Raw genomic sequence first — 18,762 nt, 5'->3', positions numbered from 1 at the left:
GCGAAATAGGTCGAATGGGTTGTTCTAGCTATCATAGCCACAGTCGCATTTATTTTCAAGGAGGCGCCAACTCACTCTTTTACCGAGCCCATTACAATTCCATGTACAAAATAACGCTGCAAAAAAGGATAAATGATCAGAATCGGCACCATCGCCACGACCAGCTTCGCCGCATTCAGGGTTCTCTCGGAAGTATTCATAACCTTGATCAACTGCTCGGTGGTTAAGCTTTTTATCAGCTCGGGATCGATCCTGACGACCAGCTGTTGAATATAGGTCTGGAGCGGATACTGCTCCGGCCTGTTCATGAAGATCAAGCCATCCAGAAAAGCATTCCAATGGTTAACGATGCTGAACAACGAAACGGTGGCCAGCGATGGCAGCGCGAGCGGCAGATAGATCAGGATAAGCGTTTTCCAGGGGCCGGATCCATCGACCACCGCGGCCTCCTCCAATTCCTTGGGCAGGCTGCGGAAGAAATTCATCACCAGAATGACATTGAGCACCGGTACCGCTGTCGGGAGAACCAGGGCCCAAATACTGTTCTGCAGGCCCAATGTGGTTACAACGATGAACAATGGAATAAGCCCGGCAGTAAACAGCATGCACACAACCAGAAACCACATATAGATATTGCGCCCGGGAAACAGTTTCGGCTGCTTGGACAGCGGATAGGCCATCAGCACCGTAACGGCAAAATTGATCGCCCCGCCCAGGAGCACCCGCTTAACGGAAACGCCGAAGGCCGTAAAAAATTTCTCATCCCCCAGCACGATCTGGTAGGAGCTCAGATTAAACCCGACAGGAAAGAAACGAACAAGTCCCGCATTAGCCGATGCTTTCTCACTGAAGGAAAGCACTACCGTGTACCAGGTCGGGTATAGACTCAGCAGGGTGACGACAGCCAGAAAGATAAGGATTCCCGCGTCGACAAGCCGAACGGATAACGTTTGTGATCTTACCATGATCGATTCCCTTCCAACTAGAATATTCGGTATTTGGCAAATCTGGCGGCTAACAGATACGAAACAATGATGAGAATAATGCTGACAACCGATTTCAGCAGCCCAACGGCGGTCGCAAGACCGTACTGCTGCTCCAGAAGACCGATTCGATAGACATACGTGTCGATGATATCGCTTGAAGAATAAACAAGCGGATTATATAAATTAAATACCTGGTCAAAGCCCGCATTCAATATATTTCCCAAGCTTAGTGTGGATAGCAGCACAATCGTCGGAGCAATACCCGGCAGGGTGATATGGAGCAGCCGCTGCATGCGTCCCGCGCCGTCAATAGCTACAGCCTCGTACAAAGCCGGATTAATGGCCGTAAGTGCGGCCAAATAAACGATCGTATTAAATCCGAATTCCTTCCATACATCGCTTCCAACCAGAATACCGCGGAACCAGGTATTGTCGGCCAGGAAGATCCTGCCCTCGAAGCCAAACAAACCAAACAGTTGATTGACGACGCCATCCAGTGAAAAGATGGATGCCAGCACGCCCGACAAAATGACCCAGGACATAAAATGCGGCAGGTAAACGATCGTCTGCACCCAGCGCTTAAACCAGCTGAGGCGTACCTCATGAAGCAAAAGAGCAAACACAATCGGGACGATCAGATTGGCAATCGTCTTGAGAACGGCAATAATCAGGGTGTTCATAAATACACTGCGGATATCCTTCAGATGAAACATGAAATCAAAATTATCAAAGCCTGACCATTCCTGTTTCCAGACCGATTTGCCCGGTATGAAGTCCTGAAAGGCAATGGCAATTCCCAGCATGGGAAGAACGCTGAAAATAATCAGCAGAATCATGCCGGGAAGCAGCATCGCATGATAATGAAGATAGGTCTTTTTGTTTTTCATCGCTAACCACCGTCATCCAAATTTTGTGTAAAAAGGCGCCGATCCCGGACCTGACGCCTTTTTGCGAAATTTTATTGCTTGGCGGCCTCCTGGACCTCTTTGACAATGTCGTCTCCGCCTGCGCTCTTCCAATCGGCTACATATTGATCGAAGGAATCGAGAGGCGCTTCGCCCACAATAATTTTCAGGAAAGCTTCATTCTCCATTTTTTGCAGAATGGCCCATTTCTTCTCCATCGTCTTCGTTGTGCCGAAGAACTCGCTGCGGGTGATATTGATATCGCTTGCTTCCACTACCGCAGAGCCGACATACCTTGCGGTCGCTTCACTCCAGGCGCTAAGATCCTTCTTCGGCGATTCCTCATTGATTTTCCAGGCTTCATACCACTTCTGCACTTCGCCGCTGGCCTCCGATTCACCCTTGGAATCGATCAGCTCTTTCAGCTTCAAGTAACCTTGATACACGATATCTTCATAGTCGACACCCAGCGAAAAGGGAAGGGCGCTGGAATCAACCACAATGCCTTTGTACAGATCGGCAGCATCAGGATCCACATTTTTTCCTATGGCCAGCATCTCGTTCAGCACCTTCACAACCGCTTCGGGATGCTTGTAATCCTTGTTCACCACAATGAAATTAGTCGACGGATTCTGATCGTAAGTGTTGAACTTTCCGGCTTTGTCAAGCGGCGTGGTAAAAGCAACCCATTCCGCCTTGGAATCATTCTTGACGGAATCCTTCAAGGCGCCGTATGGAAACCACCAGGGCGCAAAAGCAATTCCCACCTGTCCTGCTGCGACCAGCTCGTTCGGATCCTTGCGGACGATAAACTCTTTGTCAATCAGACCATCCGCATACAGCTGATGAAGCTTGTCCAGCGCCGCCTTCATCTCTGGAAAGTTCGAGCTGTAACCGATCTGACCCGATGCATCCTTCATCCATTGACCCTTGTAGGCATGGAGGGCGCCGAGAATCGGATCAAATCCGTGATTGGTGTTCAGCCCTGCCAATACGGGCACGCCTGTGAAGCCATACGTATCTTTCTTGCCGTTGCCATCCGGATCGTTCTCTACGAAAGCTTTGGCAACCGCAATCAGATCATCCAGTGTCTTGGGAGGCTGAAGGCCTTCTTTCTCCAGCCAGTCCGCTCTGATCCAGGTCAGGTTGAATTCGCCGCCAATATTGGTGGAGGGAAGCGCCATCAGCTTGCCGTCGAAGGTTGCTTTGGACAACACCCGATCATCATAGGAATCATAGACTTCTTTGACCAGCGGACTGGCGGTCGTTTCATAAGCGCTGGTCAAATCAGCAATCTGCTCCGTTTCCACGAGCTGCTTCAGCTGCTGCTCATTGACGGAAAACACGTCCGGCAAATCGCGTGTGGAGATGGCAAGCGATATTTTCTGCTGATAGGCTTCGGGCGTTTCGACCAGCCAATCATTCTCGACCTTGATATTGAATTTCTTCTCCATAAATTGGTAATAGGCATTGTCGTCGAAGGTTTCTCCGGCAGGCAGCCCGGAATTTTTGGAATTGATCACTTTGGCTACCGAGAACGTTACAGGCTCCTTGTAGGCGGTGAATGGTCCCGCGCTTGCTTCGTCCGCCTGCGAATTTCCTGCGTTTTTGTCTGTATCCGCATTATTGTTGCTGCCGCAAGCCGTTGTTGCCACCATCATTACTGCAATAAATAAAACAACCCATTTTCGATTCAACCTGATTGCCCCCTTAGTTAATTTATGCGTATTTAAAGGTTTCCTAACGTTAGTATAGAGGCTGGAGGGAAGGACCCGGGAGAGAATCTCGTCACACCAGGGGGGAATTTCAACCGTTTCTTTGCCCGGTGAGGAGATGATAGCAGACGCAGCTAGTATCGAAAATAATCGGGCAAGAAGAACCGGCTTCGCCATCCTTTGACGGGCAAGTTAGCTTCTTCCCTCAGAAAAATCAGAAAAGGCGAGGCCACATTTTACACTTTCTCATATTTTAAGAAAAAGCGTCAGGGAATAATCCGATTCCCTGACGGTTCTTTTTTTTTCGCCAAAGCAGCTATTGCGTTGTCCCAATAACCATTCTCGTCAAAGATTATTCGCTTCAGTACCTTCTGCTTCATACCTCTAATCACCAAAAATCGCAAAGAGGATGAAGTCCTGCTTCACCCTCATAAGAAAGGTCTGCCTGAGCTCCTGTAAGCCATAGGAGTTCAGGCAGACCATTTGATTTTACAGCATCTGCTGTGAAGAAATTGCAATTATACGGATATCCCCCTCGCCTTGCCTGCCTTGGCAACTGCTTCAGTATTGGAAAAGCAAGTGGATCGTAAGGTCATAGCGGATAATGGCAAGCCACCTGTCTCTCCCCGTCTGCAGACTGGAGGAGAGGCTCCTCCACTCTGCAGCGATCCCGGGCAATGGGACAACGCGGGTGAAACCGGCAGCCCGAAGGCGGATCGGCGGGAGACGGCACATCCCCCTGCAGAATAATCCGTTCGTTCTTGCGGTGCAGCACAGCCTGAGGAATAGCGGAAAGCAGCACGGACGTGTAAGGATGCAGCGGGTGCGCAAACAGCTCATCCGTCGGGGCCACCTCCACCATTTTCCCCAAATACATGACACCGACGCGATTGGATATATGGCGCACCACATTAAGTCCATGGGCAATAAACAAATAAGTCAGCCCCAGCTCCTTCTGCAGCTTCATCATCAGGTTCAGCACTTGAGACTGTACGGAAACATCCAATGCGGATACCGCTTCGTCCGCGATGATGAATTTGGGATTCAGCGCGATTGCGCGGGCGATGCCGATACGTTGTCGCTGTCCGCCTGAGAACTCATGCGGGTACCGGTTGCGCCGGCTGACATCCAGCCCTACCAGCTCCATCAGCTGCATGACCCGGTCATCCTTCTCTCTGGACGACATTCTCCGGTGAATGCGTAGAGGCTCGCCTATGAGATCCCGAACCAGAAAGCGCGGATTCAAGGAGCTGTACGGATCTTGAAAAATAATCTGCATTCCCTCGCGGAGCCGGCGAAGATCCTGGCTGCCTACCTCATGAATATTCTGACCATCAAACCGGATCTCTCCGCCGGTCGCCTTCTTCAGCTTCAACAAAACCCGGGCCAATGTGGATTTTCCGCAGCCCGATTCACCGACCAAACCGAATGTCTCGCCGGGCCGGATCCCGAAGGAAACGTCATCGACCGCCTTCACATGGCCAACTACGCGATTCAGCAGCCCGGTCCTGATGGGATAATACATCTTCACATGCTTGGCTTCCACCAAATACGGCTGGTTCACGGAAGGCCCACCTCCGTCCCGGTTCCATTCACAGCTTCCCTCTCCTGCTGATCTTCTGCGGCAGTGGCCGACTGAGTGGCTCCGACCGTACCGCTGAGCCAGCAGGCGGCCTTATGCCCGGCTGCAGTTTCCAGCAGAGGAGGCTCCTTTTCCCGGCAAGTCTCCATCACATACGGACAGCGGGAGTGAAAACGGCAGCCGGAAGGCAGCCTGCTGATGGGGGGAATGGCACCCTTAATCGTATATAATTCTTCTCCGCGATTCCCATCCATGCCAGGGATGGATCGCAGAAGTCCCATCGTATAGGGGTGGCGGGGATGCCCGAAAATCTCCTCTACCGTCCCCTCTTCCACAACGGTTCCCGCATACATGACCGCAATACGGTCCGCGACTTCAGCCGCCACTCCCATATCATGAGTGATGAGCAGCATCGACATCCGGAATTCCCGCTTTAATTGGAGAAGCAGCTCTAGAATCTGTGCCTGCACCGTCACATCAAGCGCCGTCGTCGGCTCATCCGCGATCAGCAATTGCGGATTGCAGGAGAGCGCCATGGCAATGACGACCCGTTGGCACATCCCGCCGGACATTTCATACGGATACTGTTTCGCACGTATTTCAGGAGCGGGAATGCCCACCAGCCGAAGCATCTCCACACTTTTATGCCATGCTTCCTTCCGGTTTAAATGCTTATGAGCCTGAAGAACCTCCGCGATTTGGTCCCCTACCGTGAAGACGGGATTCAGCGCGGACATCGGATCCTGGAATATCATGGCGATTAAGCTGCCGCGAATCCGCAGCATTTCGCTCTGCCTTTTCTGTGCCAGATCCTCTCCGTTAAATAGGATCTGACCGTCCATGATTACCCCGCCGGCATAATCGACGAGCCGTACGACCGAGAGCGCGGTGACGCTTTTCCCGCTGCCCGATTCGCCTACCACACAGAGAGTCTGCCCTTTATCCAAAGTGAGCGAGACGCGGTCCGTTGCCTTGACCATGCCCTGGTCCGACAGAAAACCGGTTGTCAAATTCCGGATTTCAAGTATTGTTTCCGCCATTGGTCCAGCCTCCTTCGCGGGATTGTGGTCTTCCTGGGGTCCAGCCCGTCGCGGATTCCATCCCCGATAAAATTCACGGACAGCACGACTAACAGGATGCACAGGCCGGGATAAACGGCTTGTATAGGATCAACGAGCATAAATTCCTGCGCGTTGCTGAGCATCAGCCCCCAGCTCGTGTCTGGCGTCTGAACGCCCAGGCCCAGGTAGGATAAGGCCGATTCGCTCAGGATGGCTCCGCCTACCATCAGCGTGGCCGTCACAATGATCGGAGCGGACGCATTGCGAAGAAGATGGCGGAAAATAATGCCCCAGCTGCTAACGCCGGTCGCCCTTGCCGCCTCCACATACTGCATCTCCCTCAGCTGGAGATAGTTGCCCCGGACAAGCCGCGCCACCCCCATCCAGCTGGTGAAGGCCAATACCATGATCATGTAGGACATTTTCGAACCAAAAACAGCCAAAATCAATATATTGAGAAACAGCGAGGGGATGGAATTCATGACGTCTACCAGACGCATGGCTATCGTATCCACCCAGCCGCCAAAATACCCGGATACCGCTCCAATCAGCGTACCGATCACGACGGACACGAAAGCAACGGCAAATCCGACCGAAAGCGAGATTCGGCTGCTGTATAACAAACGGGAGAATATGTCCCTTCCCAGCTCGTCCGTTCCCAGCAGATGATTGTCCGTACCGGCCGGCAGGTTAGGGAACATCATGTCAATCCGGGTAGGATCATAAGGAGCGATCCATTTGGCCAGCAAAGCAGCCAGGATGAACAGAAGCAGGACCGCAAGCCCCGTAACGGCAAACGGATTATGCAGAAATTTCTTCCAGGCTGCCCTCCATGGCCCCGGCGGGCGCGCTTCCACCAAGGCATCTTGAAGATCTGCCGGCGGTCTTGGCTCCGGATTCCAGTTTCCTTGCGGGAGAGGCTTCCCGTGCTCCACTTCAATCATAACGAGGCTCCTCCCTCCCGTCCCAGCTGGACCCTCGGATCTACAAGAGCATAGAGGATATCCGCAGCAAGATTGCCGATAACGACGATGACCGATACGATCAGCGTGATGGACATCAGCACGGAGTATTCCCTTGCCACCGCCATCTCGACAAACAGCCGGCCCATTCCGGGCCAATTGAACACACTTTCCGTCAGCACGGCTCCCCCGACCAGAATGGGCAGATCGAGTCCGAGGACTGTAATAATCGGAATCAGAGCATTCCGCAAGGCATGGCGGAAAATGACTCTGCGTTCTTTTAATCCCTTGGCCCTGGCCGTACGGATATAATCCTGATTCAGGACCTCCAGCATGCTGGACCGGGCATACTTGGAGTAGGAGGCCAGAAATCCAAGCGCGAGTACGGTCACGGGAAGTACAAGGTGAAGGAGCAAATTGCCGAGATTGCCTTCCATCCCCATCGTCCACATATCGGACAAGGGCAGCCAATTCAGCTTAACGGCGAAATACTCCTGCAGCAGAATCCCAAACCAGAACGTCGGCATGGCGAATCCGATATACGAGATGAAGGAAGCTGTGTGATCGGACAGTCCATATTCGACCGTGCTGTTATAAATCCCCCATGGAATGGCAATCAACAAGGAAATAAACCATGCCGAGCCCATCAGTACCATCGTGTTGAGCACGGTCGGCCACAGAATATCGCCGACTGGAATATGATTTTTGAAGGTGTGCCCGAGATCCCCCTGCAGCAAATTCCCAAGCCATATAAAAAATTGGACGGGAACGGAGCGGTCAAGCCCCAGATTATGCGCCTGAATCTTTGCCGCCTCCGGCGACATTCCGGGACCGAGAAACACCTGGGTCGGTCCGCCCGGTGCCGCATGGATCATGGCGAAGGTCAGCACCGAGATCAAGAACAGCACAAGGACGGATTGCAGCAAGCGGCGTATTAAATACTCAGTCATTGAAGCGTCCCCCGATTCCTGTACAAGGGAAGGCATCATATTACCTTCCCCTGTCATTTTGGCTGCTTGGCTTGGTTACTTTTTGTCAGACCACCAATTGATGGCGTGGAACAGGTACCCGTAAGCCAGGGAAGATTCAGGACGATCCTCCTCATCCCAATGAACGGTAGTGGAATCTACGCCTTGGGGAAGACCGTATTGATACAGGAACACATAAGGCAGGTCGGTGGAGATTTCTTTGCCGATTTCGTGATAAATACTTGTCCGCTCGGCTTGGTCGACCGTCAGCTGCCCTTTCACCCACAACTCATCCAGCTTCTCATTTTTGTACCACCCGCTGTTTTGCCCGGCTGGCGGGAAATACTTGGACGAGAAAATGCTCTCCGCATCCGGATCAGGGTTGGACAGGGACCATGACAGAAGAACGGCCGGAAACTTGCCTGGCGTAACATTCTGGTCGATCCAGGTGGCAAAATCGATGCCCTTGGGCTTGACTTCAATCCCGACATCCTTCAGGTTCTGCTGAATGACTGCCGCCACCTGCTCGCGACGGCTGTTGCCCGCATTATATTGCAGCTCGAAGGAGAAGCGGTGCCCGTCTTTTTCCAGTATCCCGTCTTTCCCGGCCGCCCAGCCATCCTCTGCCAGCAGACTCTTCGCCTTCTCTGCATCATACGTGTAGTTGACCGCCTCATCGCCTGGATCTGCCCATGACCCGGGCAGGAATGGCGAGTTCATCAGTCCTCCGGATCCCTTCAGTACATTGTCTACCATGCCTTGACGATTAATGGCGTAGGCGATGGCTTGCCGGGTTTTTTGCCCTTTGAACGGGGAATAGTTGTCCGGGAAATTCTCGTCTTTAAAGTTAAATGACACGTATTCATACGTCGGACCCGGCTCCAGGATGATGCTCAGGTTGTCATGCTCCTTGACCGCATCGATTTGAGTGACCGGAACGGCCTGCGTCATTTGGACATCGCCCTTGATCAGGGCTTGAACCTCTGTATTTTGATCCGCATAGATCTTGTATATGATCTTGGCTATATGCGGCTTCTTTTCTCCCCAGTAATCCGGATTTGCTTCAAGGGTAATATACTGGCCTTGTTTCCACTCGGTCCATTTCCACGGGCCGCTGGTGACCGTTTTGGCGGGATCGACTCCGTAAGGATTCGTCTTGAGATCCTTGAGGGGGACATCTTTGAGTATGTGTGCGGGAAGAATGGAGATAAATAGCGAGAATTGAAAAGGAGCATAGACCTGCTTCAATTTAATATCGACCGTCTGATCATCTATTTTAGTAACGGATTCAATCTTATCGTACATGCTGATTCCCGGTGATGCCGCTTCCGGATTGCGGAGCGTATCGTAGGTATATACGATATCGTCGGCGGTAATCGGCTGTCCGTCGCTCCATTTGGCCGTTGTTTTCAATTTGACTGTGTATGTTTTTCCATCCTCGCTGATTTTCGGCAGCTCGGCACCAAGCGACCAAGGCTCAACCGCCAGATTGGCATTGCGGTCCAGATCGTACAGCTTGGCAAAGATCAGGGTTTCGATATCTCCGGAGGACGTATCATTAATGTACAGCGGGTTTATGGAAACGATATCGGAGAACGTGCTGATTGTCAGCGTTCCTCCTTCTACAGGCGCACCCGGGGTTTCTGCGCTGTCAGCCGGGGCGGCTGGTTCGTCAGTTGTATTGGTTGCGGGGGCCGTAGTGGACGGTTCTGTTGTTTCGGAGTTTGCCGGGCTGTTGGAATTGGTGCATCCCGCCAGCAGAATACCAATAAGCGCAATAATGGACAAGCAGGACATCCATAGGGTAACTTTCTTCATAAATTAAACCTCCTCATAGTAAATAAACTCCCGGCTTACGCCGAGGCTAATTGGAGCCATTCCGCTCCTTAATAAATAAAAAACAAAAACTACATACACCTAACATAAAGAAAAATAAACCTATCATTTATGTAACATTATGTATCACCTTTCCTCCCCGATACATAATGTATCATATAAAATAGACGCTGTACATAAATTTCCAATCAAAAATACGCCATATTATGCAATTAAATTTGTCTCAATTCTAAGGCTGCCTGTCATCCCTCATAAGATTAGTATATAAAACATTAAGATATGTTATTTTAACTAACATTTAGGTTGGATCGTTGATCTAAAAGTAAGCGCTTACTATTTTGTTAACAATGCTTCCAACAAAATCTTGCTGAGCTATCTATTTTACTATCCGCCACCTTTCTTCCCTATTGATTTTTGTAACCAGGTTAGCTGATAATCTCTCCCTTGCCTCTTGTAAAATGGATTACTTTCCTGAAATATACCAAATTTAACGAACGTTTACCATAGAAATAATTTAATTTTCTAAATAATCTAAAAATAACTGATTTAACTTCAGTCATTCGCCCTGTCCGTTCATTTATGGCAGCTTCCACTTGCAGATCATCAGCAAATGACCGCCCTGCAGCTCGGCGTTCAGGCTTCCATTCATCTTCTCCATCAGACTTCGCGCAATGGATAAGCCAAGGCCTGTTCCCTTGCCCGATCTTGTCTGATCCGCTGTGTAGAACCGGTCGAATAAAACATTCAGATCGCTGCCGGTCAGATGTCTGGCCTCATTGGCAATGGTCAATACGGCCATACCCTGGCGCATCTGGAGAATAATCCTGACCTGACCGCTCGTATGTTTAATGGTATTAAGGAGCAGGTTCTCGGCAACTCTCCTGACGGCCGATTCGTCCGCATACAGGATGATATCGGACTCCGGCAGCTGAAGATCCGGCGTTATATGATATTCATTGAACTGGTCGTACAAGCCCGTGACGATATCCGGGAGCAGAATGTTTAATCTCAGCCGTTCATGCTTCATCGGGTAATCCGGGGATTCAATAACCGACAGCTCAAAAAAATCATTCAACAGCACCTGCAGACGCTTCGTTCTGTTTTTGACGATGCCGACATATTCCTGCTTTTCCTCTCCGGTTATTTCATCCGACTCCAACAGCTGAATATAACCGAAAATCGACGTAAGCGGTGTCCGGATATCATGTGAAATATTGGCCACCGCCTGCCTCAGCTCATTCTCGGTACGCCTTCGCTGCGCTTCCGCCTCCACGACGAGATCCGACTGCCGGTTAATCTCCGCCGCGAGGGATTCAATATGCCGATCGAAGAACGTCAAATCGAGTTTTTTTCCTGTCCGCCCATCATTGTATGCTTTGAGCTTGCTTGTCATCCTTTTCATTTCCCGTTTCACAAACCAAAGGCGGACTAAACAGGCAGCCGCCGCTATAACCGAGATGATCGTGATATAGAGCATGCCCTTCATCCGCCTTTCCGCCTGCTATTTGATTTCTTTTCTCCGGTAAACCAGAACGCCAAGCAACCCGAATGCCGCAATCGTCAGGACTGGGACCAGCAGGATCTCCAGCAGCTCACCGCTCCCGAAATGAAATTTTGTGATTTCGAGCAGCAGCTTGAACACCGAATAGTCATAGATGGTGCCCAGGAAATGAACATATTGGCCCAAACCGGGGAGAATGGAATCGATCATCAGAAATAAAAATATCAGGAAACCGATCGTCTTGCCGCTGTCCGTGAAGATCGTCGCGAACAATGCGGCTATAGCGGCAAAAGCAGCCGCATAAAGAAGCATCAATCCTATGGTGCCCGGGATATAACCGGCGGCAGCTTCCGCCGGCAGCTCACCGAAGCCGGACAACACAGTGGTGATCAAGGTGCTGACAATCGGAAAAATGATGGAGATGACCAGAGTCCCGACCGTGAAGCCAAACAGCTTGGCTATAAAAATCCGGATCCGGCTGCTGCCCGACGATGCGATGGTTTTCATGACACCGGTCGAGTATTCGCTGGAGATGAAGAATCCAGCCAGAATGGCCGTTCCGAATTTGATGATATAGGTATTTCCAGCCATGCTCTCCAGAAAGAAATCCGCTCCGTGAACGACTCCCCCGTCTGATTGATTATCGATGTAGATAATAATCGGGTAAGCTGCCGCGATGAAGAGCAGCAGGTAAACCAGCATCCGGAAGGCGCGGTCTTTGCGCAGCTTGAACAATTCCGCCATAATCAGGTTGCTCATGTCCGCGCACCCCCGATCCGCTTCGTGAAGAAGCTCTCCAGATCCTCGCCCATCGGCATGAATTCTTCTATTTCCAGACCCGAAGCCGCAAGCGCGGTCGAGATTCTCCCGGGATGTTCGAGAAGCGCGTACAACCGGATAACACCGCCAGGCATCACTTCAAAATCCGTCGTCGCAAGCTTGTTCTGAATAACCGAGGCCGCCTTGGCCGGATCATTCACCTTAATGTGCACATACTGCTGGCATTTCTCGTTCAATTCCTTCGCCGTCAGCTGTTCCAGCAGCTGCCCGTGATGAATAATCCCATAATGGCTGGCCAGCAGATACAGCTCGCTGAGAATATGACTGGAAATCAGAATCGTGATGCCTCTTTCACTGTTCAACCGTTTAAGCAGCTCTCTCATTTCAACCACACCCATAGGGTCCAGACCATTGGTCGGCTCGTCAAGAATAAGGAACTCCGGGTCGCCCAGAAGCGCTATCGCCAGACCCAGCCGCTGCTTCATCCCCAGCGAGAAATTTTTCGCTTTTTTCCTGCCGGTGCCCTCAAGCCCGACAATTTCAAGCGTTTTCCGCACATTTTCTTTGCCCGGAATGCCCCGCAGCAGCCGGTTCGCTTCGACATTCTCATGCGCCGTCATTTGGGGGAACAACGCCGGACTTTCAATGATCGACCCGATCCGCTTGCGCGCGGCCACAAGCCCGCTTCCGCCAGTCTCCCCGAACAGCTCGAGCGTGCCTTCAGTGGGAAAAGCAAGCCCTGCCACGATGCGAATCAGCGTCGACTTTCCAGCTCCGTTCTGGCCGATAAAACCGTATATGGACCCTTTCCTGATCGACAGGTTCACTTTGTCCAAGGCATTGCTGCCCTTGAAGCTCTTGGTCAAATTATGGGTTTGCAGCAGATACTGACTCATTCCTCCTGGCCTCCTCTTATGTGATAGCTCAAGTATAGAAACGAAAACATAAGAGGAGCTAAAGACAATCCTTAAGAAAGTCTTAAGCTGCTTAATGGATGAACCATTCAGGGCTTAAGCCGGTATCCCATTCCCCATACCGTCTCGATAAATTCCTCGTTCGGACTTGCTTTGGCCAGCTTGCTCCGCAGATTGCTCATATGGACGTTAATCGTATTATCATCGCCGAAAAACTCTTCTCCCCATACGCTTTCATACACGTTCGCCTTGGTAAATACCTTCTTGGGCGAAGACATGAGGAGGGCCAGTATTTCATATTCCCTTGCCGTCAATGACAGCAGCTCAGCGCCCAAAGTAACCGATTTTGCTTCCGGATCGAGAATAATCGACTTATAGGCCAGTTGACGGCTTCGTGCATCCGACGTTGAATCGCGCCTGTATCTGCGCAGATGGGAGTCAATCCGGGCCGATACCTCCTCGATGTCGAAGGGCTTCGTAATATAATCGTCCGCGCCGGTCCGCAGCATGGCAACCTTCGTCCGCTGCTCCTCCTTGGCCGAAATCACGATTACCGGCACAGGGCCAAGCTCATGAATCCGGGCCAGCAGCTCCTCGCCGCTCATGCCGGGGAGCATCAGATCAAGCAGCACCATATGCCATGCCTGCTTGTCCAGATAGAGCAGAGCTTCCGTTCCGGAGTAGGCCGGCTGGGGCAGATAACCGCTTTTTCTTATAATATTGCACAGCAGCTGGTTGATGTCGTTATCATCCTCCACCACCAGGATTTGTATCATTTTGTCCATAGGAATCAGTTCACCTTTAGAGGGAGAGATTGTTGGAGACGTCCTTCAAGCGCAGGGAAGCAAGTTTTCTCTTGATCCCTTTACTAATCAAAGGAGGTGAAAAATACATCATTGAGAATCGTTTTTGCTTTTTTCAGGCTGCGGGTATCCAGTTGTTTAAGCATGTTTACGATCGCATTCATTTCCCCGTCTTTCTCTGACTCATACCGGGTCGTTGAGCGTGTTTTCTCAAGCTCTGATTCCCCGGGTTCCGAATTTACCCACGATGCTTGCAGGGTATCCTCAAAGCCCCGGATAAGAAATATCAATTCAGCCTCGTCATATTTCTGGAGAAAACGGGTTATCCCTATATTCATCTGCTTATGCAGACCTTGATGCAGTTGAAATATTTCTTTGCCCAAGGGAGTCGTGTGGAAGAGCACTTCTTTCTTATTATCCAGAAGATATTCCGTGCGGATAATTTGCTGCTGCACTAATTTTCTGGTGATCTTGGACACGCTGCCTTTGGGGATTCCAAACTGTCTGGAAATGGAAGCTCCATTCACCGGCTCAAGATGTCCAATGGCATCGATTACGTGAAGCATCATGACCGTGGATTCCTGGAGGAAATCAATGATCGCGGGATTGTCGCAGTTCCGGATCAACCACTCCTTTTCTTCGTCATCCTCCGATTGAAACCGCTTATGCAATTTGGGAATTGTCTCGATCAATTTCTTTATTAGAATGTCCTTGTCAGGCAGATGACCGGCAGAATGGAACATGGAAGGTCTCCTCGCAAGCTTTTCTTATGCCCAGTTTAACAAACAGCCAGGAATAAATAAAGTTTCCCGGAAACAATATTGACAGCAAAGAAATATAAACGTATTATTGTTTCCGTGATACAATTTTATATACTGGAAACAATAATTCAAAGAGGAGATTTGTATATGAATGTCGTCATTATCTTTGATCATCCGTACGGAGCGTCCGCATCCGAGAATATTCCCCATCGCAGAAGCTATTCCGCGGCTCTCTTGGCAGCCGTTATGCGGGGCCTTGCCGCCAAGGGCCATAAGATTGATCTTATCGATCTGGCTACAGACGGATTTAATCCCGTCATGTCCGCCGGAGAGCTTGCCTCCTGGCGGCAAAAGAAGACCACAGACCCCCTCGCTGCCGATTACCAGCGGCGTCTTATTGCCGCGGATCATATTGTCTTCATTTTTCCCGTCTGGTGGGAGACGATGCCGGCTCTCACCAAAGGATTCCTCGATAAGGTATTCGTAGAGGGCACGATCTATAAGGAAACCAAACCGGGAAGACCATTCCACAGCCTGCTTCCCAATGTTAAAGGAGTTTCCCTCTTGACCGTAATGAGCACTCCAGACTTTATCTACCGGTGGTTATTCGGAAATCCCGTTACCAAGATTCTATTCCGGGGTACTTTCCGCAAAATAGGTATCCGCAAGCTTCGCTGGTTCAACTATACAGGCATGAAAAACCGCAGCCCGGAGACAAGGCGGCAGTATCTGATAAAAACAGAGCAGCGGTTCGCTCAATTGTAATTCATTTTAACAAGAGATGCCTGTCGGGGCCCGTCCCTTGACAGAGGAAGAAGTTTTTTTCACCATAGTAGTTTCCAAGGTCCCGGCAGCTTCCTCCTGTTACCCTATCTTAAAGAAAACTTTATGCAAGCAAGCATTAACACGATAAAGTACTGCGAGAAAACAAAAAAAACTACCCTCCGTATAGACTGGAGGATAGCTGTGAAGCAGAAGTCAGGCTGATCTTCTCAATTTCATAAATTGCAGGCAAGCGACAATAAGCAATTCGCTTAACGCCATGGCAATCAACAGGATACCCACGGAAAAGATCGCAATAAATCCTGTAAACAACAGTAAAGCGGCAGAGGTCATATAACCGGGAATGTATTTCCTCACTGACGAGAACAGTCCGACGACGGCACCGAGCACAATCAGAAACCAATAAAAGACTGCTGGAATGGCCGTAATGATTCTCTCATCCTGAACATAGTAAACCAGAAAAACGAGGAGGAAAAAAAGAAAGACCCCATTTACCGAAATGAGAAAATTCGGGGAAACAGGATCTCTCTCCTCTTTGCTCCGGACGGAAATAAACATGGAGGTCAGGACGAGAAGTAAAGAGGCAACAGGAAGCATCCACACAAAGATCATCCTTTCGTAAGGTGCCTTGGTAACACATATGCTGCAGTACTGGAATTCAATACCATTAGTGTAACACGAATATGCCATTATTTCCGATAAGAAAAAACAACTTTTACAGGCCTTTGGCGGCAAATCAGGTTTCTCACAGAGCTTATTGGCATCAATTGAAATAAAGGGCAGGCGTATCCCAGGGGAAACGGCCTGCCCTCCAATATCCTTTATCGTCAGATGCCGGTGAAAATCCGGCAGCATGGCACCACAGTTATATACCAGCCGGGCCGGTATCATTTACAAAACCGTACTCCCGCCTTTTCACTTCCTCCCGGCGCTGCTTCTCGATCGCCTTGAGGCCGATTTCACCGGCGTCGCGGGGGTTCACGACGAACAGGCCGTCATCGTCGCCGACGACCAAATCTCCGGGCTGCACACTTACGCCGGCTACGCTGACCGTTGTGTTGACCTCGCCTTCAAGCTCCATTGCACGCGTTGTCTTGGCGCTGATGCCCCTGGAATAGACGGGGAAGCCGAGCTTCGTAATGGCGCGCACATCGGTGACGCTGCCGGATACGACCACGCCGGCAATTTGCTTGGCCATGGCCGCATAGGTTCTGAATTCCCCCCAGCACGCCCGGTCGTCATCGCCGGACATGTCGACGACCAGAACGTCGCCCGGCCTGGCTAGCTCCAGCGCGTGTCGAATCGCGGTGGAATCCAGATGCGGAATACGCACCGTGACCGCATTGCCCAGAAGCTGAATTGGCCGAAACAAGGGCTGCAGTCCATGGATGAAACCAAAATCGGTAAAGTGTCCGATTGTGGACGGACTGACCGCCTCATACATTTCCAACAGCTCCGGGGTTACGCCCTGGACCCTCGGTTCGATACGGAACATGAATACACATCCTTTCTTTTCAATCCATCTTGTATAACTCCCTCACCGTGTTCGCCGTCATAATCTCGCCGGACTGGACGAATCGGAACCGATCAGCTGACTGGTCTTATCCAGCAGCAAATCATGGGACAGCGACGTATAGCAGGTGTAGAGATGCCTGGTGTTGTAAATATCATAAACCTTCCCGCCGCGCACAGCTTTGAGCTCCTTCCAGCGCCTGCTGGCAAACAGGGCCTCTGCCTGCCGGCGGATCGCCTCATCCATTTCCCGAGTGCCGTCATGCTTATGGCTGGTCAACAGAATCCGATCCGCGTCATATCCCGCAAGCTCCTCCGGAGTTATTTCCCTGTAGTGCCTGATCTCGGCTACGCCCTCGGGCATATTCAACTGCAAATCCCCATACAGCACCGTGCCCAGATTGCGCTGGCCGTAAATGCAGAGGGAATCCTCCCCGATACCGACGATCAGCATCGTTTCATCGCCAACTTTGCGGCTCACCTGCTTGCGGGTTCTCTCGGCCTTGTAATCGTAGCGCTCCAGCCACTCCCCCGCTTCCTTCTCCTTGCCCACAATTCTTGCGACTGATTGAAAATGGATCCGCCAGTCCTGGAAGAACGGCAGGGTGATAGTCGGAGCGATCTGGTCAAACATTTTCTCCTTTTGCGATTTCTCAAAATCCCGGAATTCGCAGGTAACGATCAAATCCGGCTGGGCTGTCATCAGCTTCTCCAGATCCGGCTTATAGCCGCCAATAGCGATCGTATTGCGGAACTGGGTCGTCACGGGATATCCATTATTGATCACAGCGGCGTAGGGCTCAATGCCGAGCGCCACGAGGTGGCCTGTCAATAAATGCTTCAGCGAGGCTATTTTCTCCGAATATTTGATCTTGTTCACATACGCGGAGGGCGAGCGTCCCGTCGCTGCTTTGAATTTGCGGCTGAAATAAAATTCATCGCTGAAACCGACGCTGTGGGCAATCGTCCGGAAGGAATCGCGGGAAAGCACCAGCGACTGCTTCGCCTGATTGATACGGATGTCAGTGAGATATTCCATCGGACTTTTGCCGACCTTCTTCTTGAACGCGCGCGAATAATAATCCGCGCTCATCCCGGCCATAACCGCGAGTTTATTGCGGGTAATCCCCTCATGGTAATGCTGTTCCATATAATCGAGCGTCAGGTCCAATGTCTGGTTCGGGCTAGGACTTTGCTCGCGCAGCGTATCCTTGAACAAGACGCAGATCATTTCCTGGAAGAGGATGTTGGCCTTCATCCGGTCCCAGGAATCCTTGCTGCGCAGCTTGCGCTCTATCTCCCCGGCCTTATCGGACAGAAATTCAAAAATAGCAATAGCCAGCTCAATCGGACCGTCCAGCGCCACAGGCACGAAACGATTCTCCGCAGCCTGCACCGCGCGAAACCGTATTTGATAATAATCCGTGCTCCGCCCCGGATCGACGACCAGCTTCAGGCTCGCGCCGGGAGCCGCAAGAAATACCTTCTGCCGGTGCAAAGCGCAGATTTGACCGTCGACGATAATCTCCCCTGCTGCTTCCTTGAACAGCAGCAGGGTATGCATGGAGGCTTCACGCTGAAAAAAAGATTGCCCCGCACTGACATGCTCTATCTCTTCCAGCTTGTATAAATAGGAGGCGAACAATTCGAAACGGTCGTGATCCTTTTTCATGATTTAAGCCTCACACTCCAC

At 51.0% G+C, this 18,762-nt stretch carries 17 protein-coding genes; 1 reads left to right on the top strand and 16 read right to left on the bottom strand.

Annotation, left to right across the window (positions count from 1 at the left end; translation table 11 throughout):
- Positions 1 to 71: 71 nt before the first annotated feature.
- The 13 genes from ACFOLF_RS21720 to ACFOLF_RS21660 form a co-directional block, all read right to left on the bottom strand.
- On the bottom strand, positions 72 to 965 hold the full coding sequence (locus tag ACFOLF_RS21720) for a carbohydrate ABC transporter permease (protein WP_210045807.1): 894 nt from the start codon (positions 963 to 965) through the stop codon (positions 72 to 74).
- A 17-nt stretch (positions 966 to 982) separates the two neighbouring features.
- Entirely contained in the window at positions 983 to 1,873 is an 891-nt protein-coding gene (locus ACFOLF_RS21715) for an ABC transporter permease (protein ID WP_210045808.1), read from the bottom strand.
- Between the two features lie 71 nt (positions 1,874 to 1,944).
- The gene (locus tag ACFOLF_RS21710; RefSeq protein ID WP_210045809.1) at positions 1,945 to 3,588 is read right to left on the bottom strand and encodes an extracellular solute-binding protein; all 1,644 of its coding nucleotides are present in this window, start codon (positions 3,586 to 3,588) and stop codon (positions 1,945 to 1,947) included.
- A gap of 610 nt (positions 3,589 to 4,198) precedes the next feature.
- Positions 4,199 to 5,131 carry an ABC transporter ATP-binding protein gene (locus tag ACFOLF_RS21705; protein ID WP_210045847.1) on the bottom strand — a complete coding sequence of 311 codons (933 nt, stop codon included), beginning with the start codon at positions 5,129 to 5,131 and terminating at the stop codon, positions 4,199 to 4,201.
- A gap of 35 nt (positions 5,132 to 5,166) precedes the next feature.
- Positions 5,167 to 6,228 (bottom strand): ABC transporter ATP-binding protein, encoded by a 1,062-nt coding sequence (locus tag ACFOLF_RS21700; RefSeq protein ID WP_210045810.1) that lies wholly within the window; start codon positions 6,226 to 6,228, stop codon positions 5,167 to 5,169.
- The gene (locus tag ACFOLF_RS21695; protein WP_210045811.1) at positions 6,195 to 7,193 is read right to left on the bottom strand and encodes an ABC transporter permease; all 999 of its coding nucleotides are present in this window, start codon (positions 7,191 to 7,193) and stop codon (positions 6,195 to 6,197) included. Before ACFOLF_RS21695 ends, ACFOLF_RS21700 begins: the two co-directional genes overlap by 34 nt.
- Positions 7,190 to 8,161, bottom strand: a complete 972-nt coding sequence (locus ACFOLF_RS21690; RefSeq protein ID WP_210045812.1) for an ABC transporter permease — start codon at positions 8,159 to 8,161, stop codon at positions 7,190 to 7,192. The genes ACFOLF_RS21695 and ACFOLF_RS21690 overlap by 4 nt, the downstream gene beginning before the upstream one ends.
- A 75-nt stretch (positions 8,162 to 8,236) precedes the next feature.
- Positions 8,237 to 9,997, bottom strand: coding sequence for a peptide-binding protein (locus ACFOLF_RS21685; RefSeq protein ID WP_210045813.1), 1,761 nt, complete (start codon positions 9,995 to 9,997; stop codon positions 8,237 to 8,239).
- A 595-nt stretch (positions 9,998 to 10,592) separates the two neighbouring features.
- On the bottom strand, positions 10,593 to 11,501 hold the full coding sequence (locus ACFOLF_RS21680; protein ID WP_379113706.1) for a sensor histidine kinase: 909 nt from the start codon (positions 11,499 to 11,501) through the stop codon (positions 10,593 to 10,595).
- A 15-nt stretch (positions 11,502 to 11,516) separates the two neighbouring features.
- A complete protein-coding gene (locus ACFOLF_RS21675; RefSeq protein WP_210045814.1) occupies positions 11,517 to 12,275 on the bottom strand; it encodes an ABC transporter permease in 759 nt (252 codons plus the stop codon).
- Positions 12,272 to 13,192, bottom strand: a complete 921-nt coding sequence (locus tag ACFOLF_RS21670; protein WP_210045815.1) for an ATP-binding cassette domain-containing protein — start codon at positions 13,190 to 13,192, stop codon at positions 12,272 to 12,274. Before ACFOLF_RS21670 ends, ACFOLF_RS21675 begins: the two co-directional genes overlap by 4 nt.
- Before the next feature lie 107 nt (positions 13,193 to 13,299).
- Complete coding sequence (locus tag ACFOLF_RS21665; protein ID WP_210045816.1) at positions 13,300 to 13,995, bottom strand: response regulator transcription factor; 696 nt, start codon at positions 13,993 to 13,995, stop codon at positions 13,300 to 13,302.
- 83 nt (positions 13,996 to 14,078) lie between these two features.
- On the bottom strand, positions 14,079 to 14,756 hold the full coding sequence (locus ACFOLF_RS21660; protein WP_210045817.1) for a winged helix DNA-binding protein: 678 nt from the start codon (positions 14,754 to 14,756) through the stop codon (positions 14,079 to 14,081).
- 165 nt (positions 14,757 to 14,921) lie between these two features.
- On the opposite strand from ACFOLF_RS21660, the gene ACFOLF_RS21655 reads away from it, so the two are divergent.
- On the top strand, positions 14,922 to 15,539 hold the full coding sequence (locus tag ACFOLF_RS21655) for an NAD(P)H-dependent oxidoreductase (protein WP_210045818.1): 618 nt from the start codon (positions 14,922 to 14,924) through the stop codon (positions 15,537 to 15,539).
- A gap of 213 nt (positions 15,540 to 15,752) precedes the next feature.
- Here the strand turns inward: ACFOLF_RS21655 and ACFOLF_RS21650 are convergent, their stop codons facing one another.
- From ACFOLF_RS21650 to ACFOLF_RS21640, 3 genes are read right to left on the bottom strand one after another with little or no spacing between them, the layout of a single operon-like run.
- Positions 15,753 to 16,448, bottom strand: coding sequence for a hypothetical protein (locus ACFOLF_RS21650; protein ID WP_210045819.1), 696 nt, complete (start codon positions 16,446 to 16,448; stop codon positions 15,753 to 15,755).
- A complete protein-coding gene (locus ACFOLF_RS21645; RefSeq protein ID WP_210045820.1) occupies positions 16,423 to 17,052 on the bottom strand; it encodes an RraA family protein in 630 nt (209 codons plus the stop codon). Before ACFOLF_RS21645 ends, ACFOLF_RS21650 begins: the two co-directional genes overlap by 26 nt.
- Positions 17,053 to 17,109: 57 nt before the next feature.
- The gene (locus ACFOLF_RS21640) at positions 17,110 to 18,741 is read right to left on the bottom strand and encodes an AraC family transcriptional regulator (protein ID WP_210045821.1); all 1,632 of its coding nucleotides are present in this window, start codon (positions 18,739 to 18,741) and stop codon (positions 17,110 to 17,112) included.
- Between the last annotated feature and the right edge of the window lie 21 nt (positions 18,742 to 18,762).

Source organism: Paenibacillus sepulcri, assembly GCF_042647105.1.
GTDB lineage: Bacteria > Bacillota > Bacilli > Paenibacillales > Paenibacillaceae > Paenibacillus_Z > Paenibacillus_Z sepulcri.
This window is presented reverse-complemented; position numbering and strand designations above follow the sequence as displayed.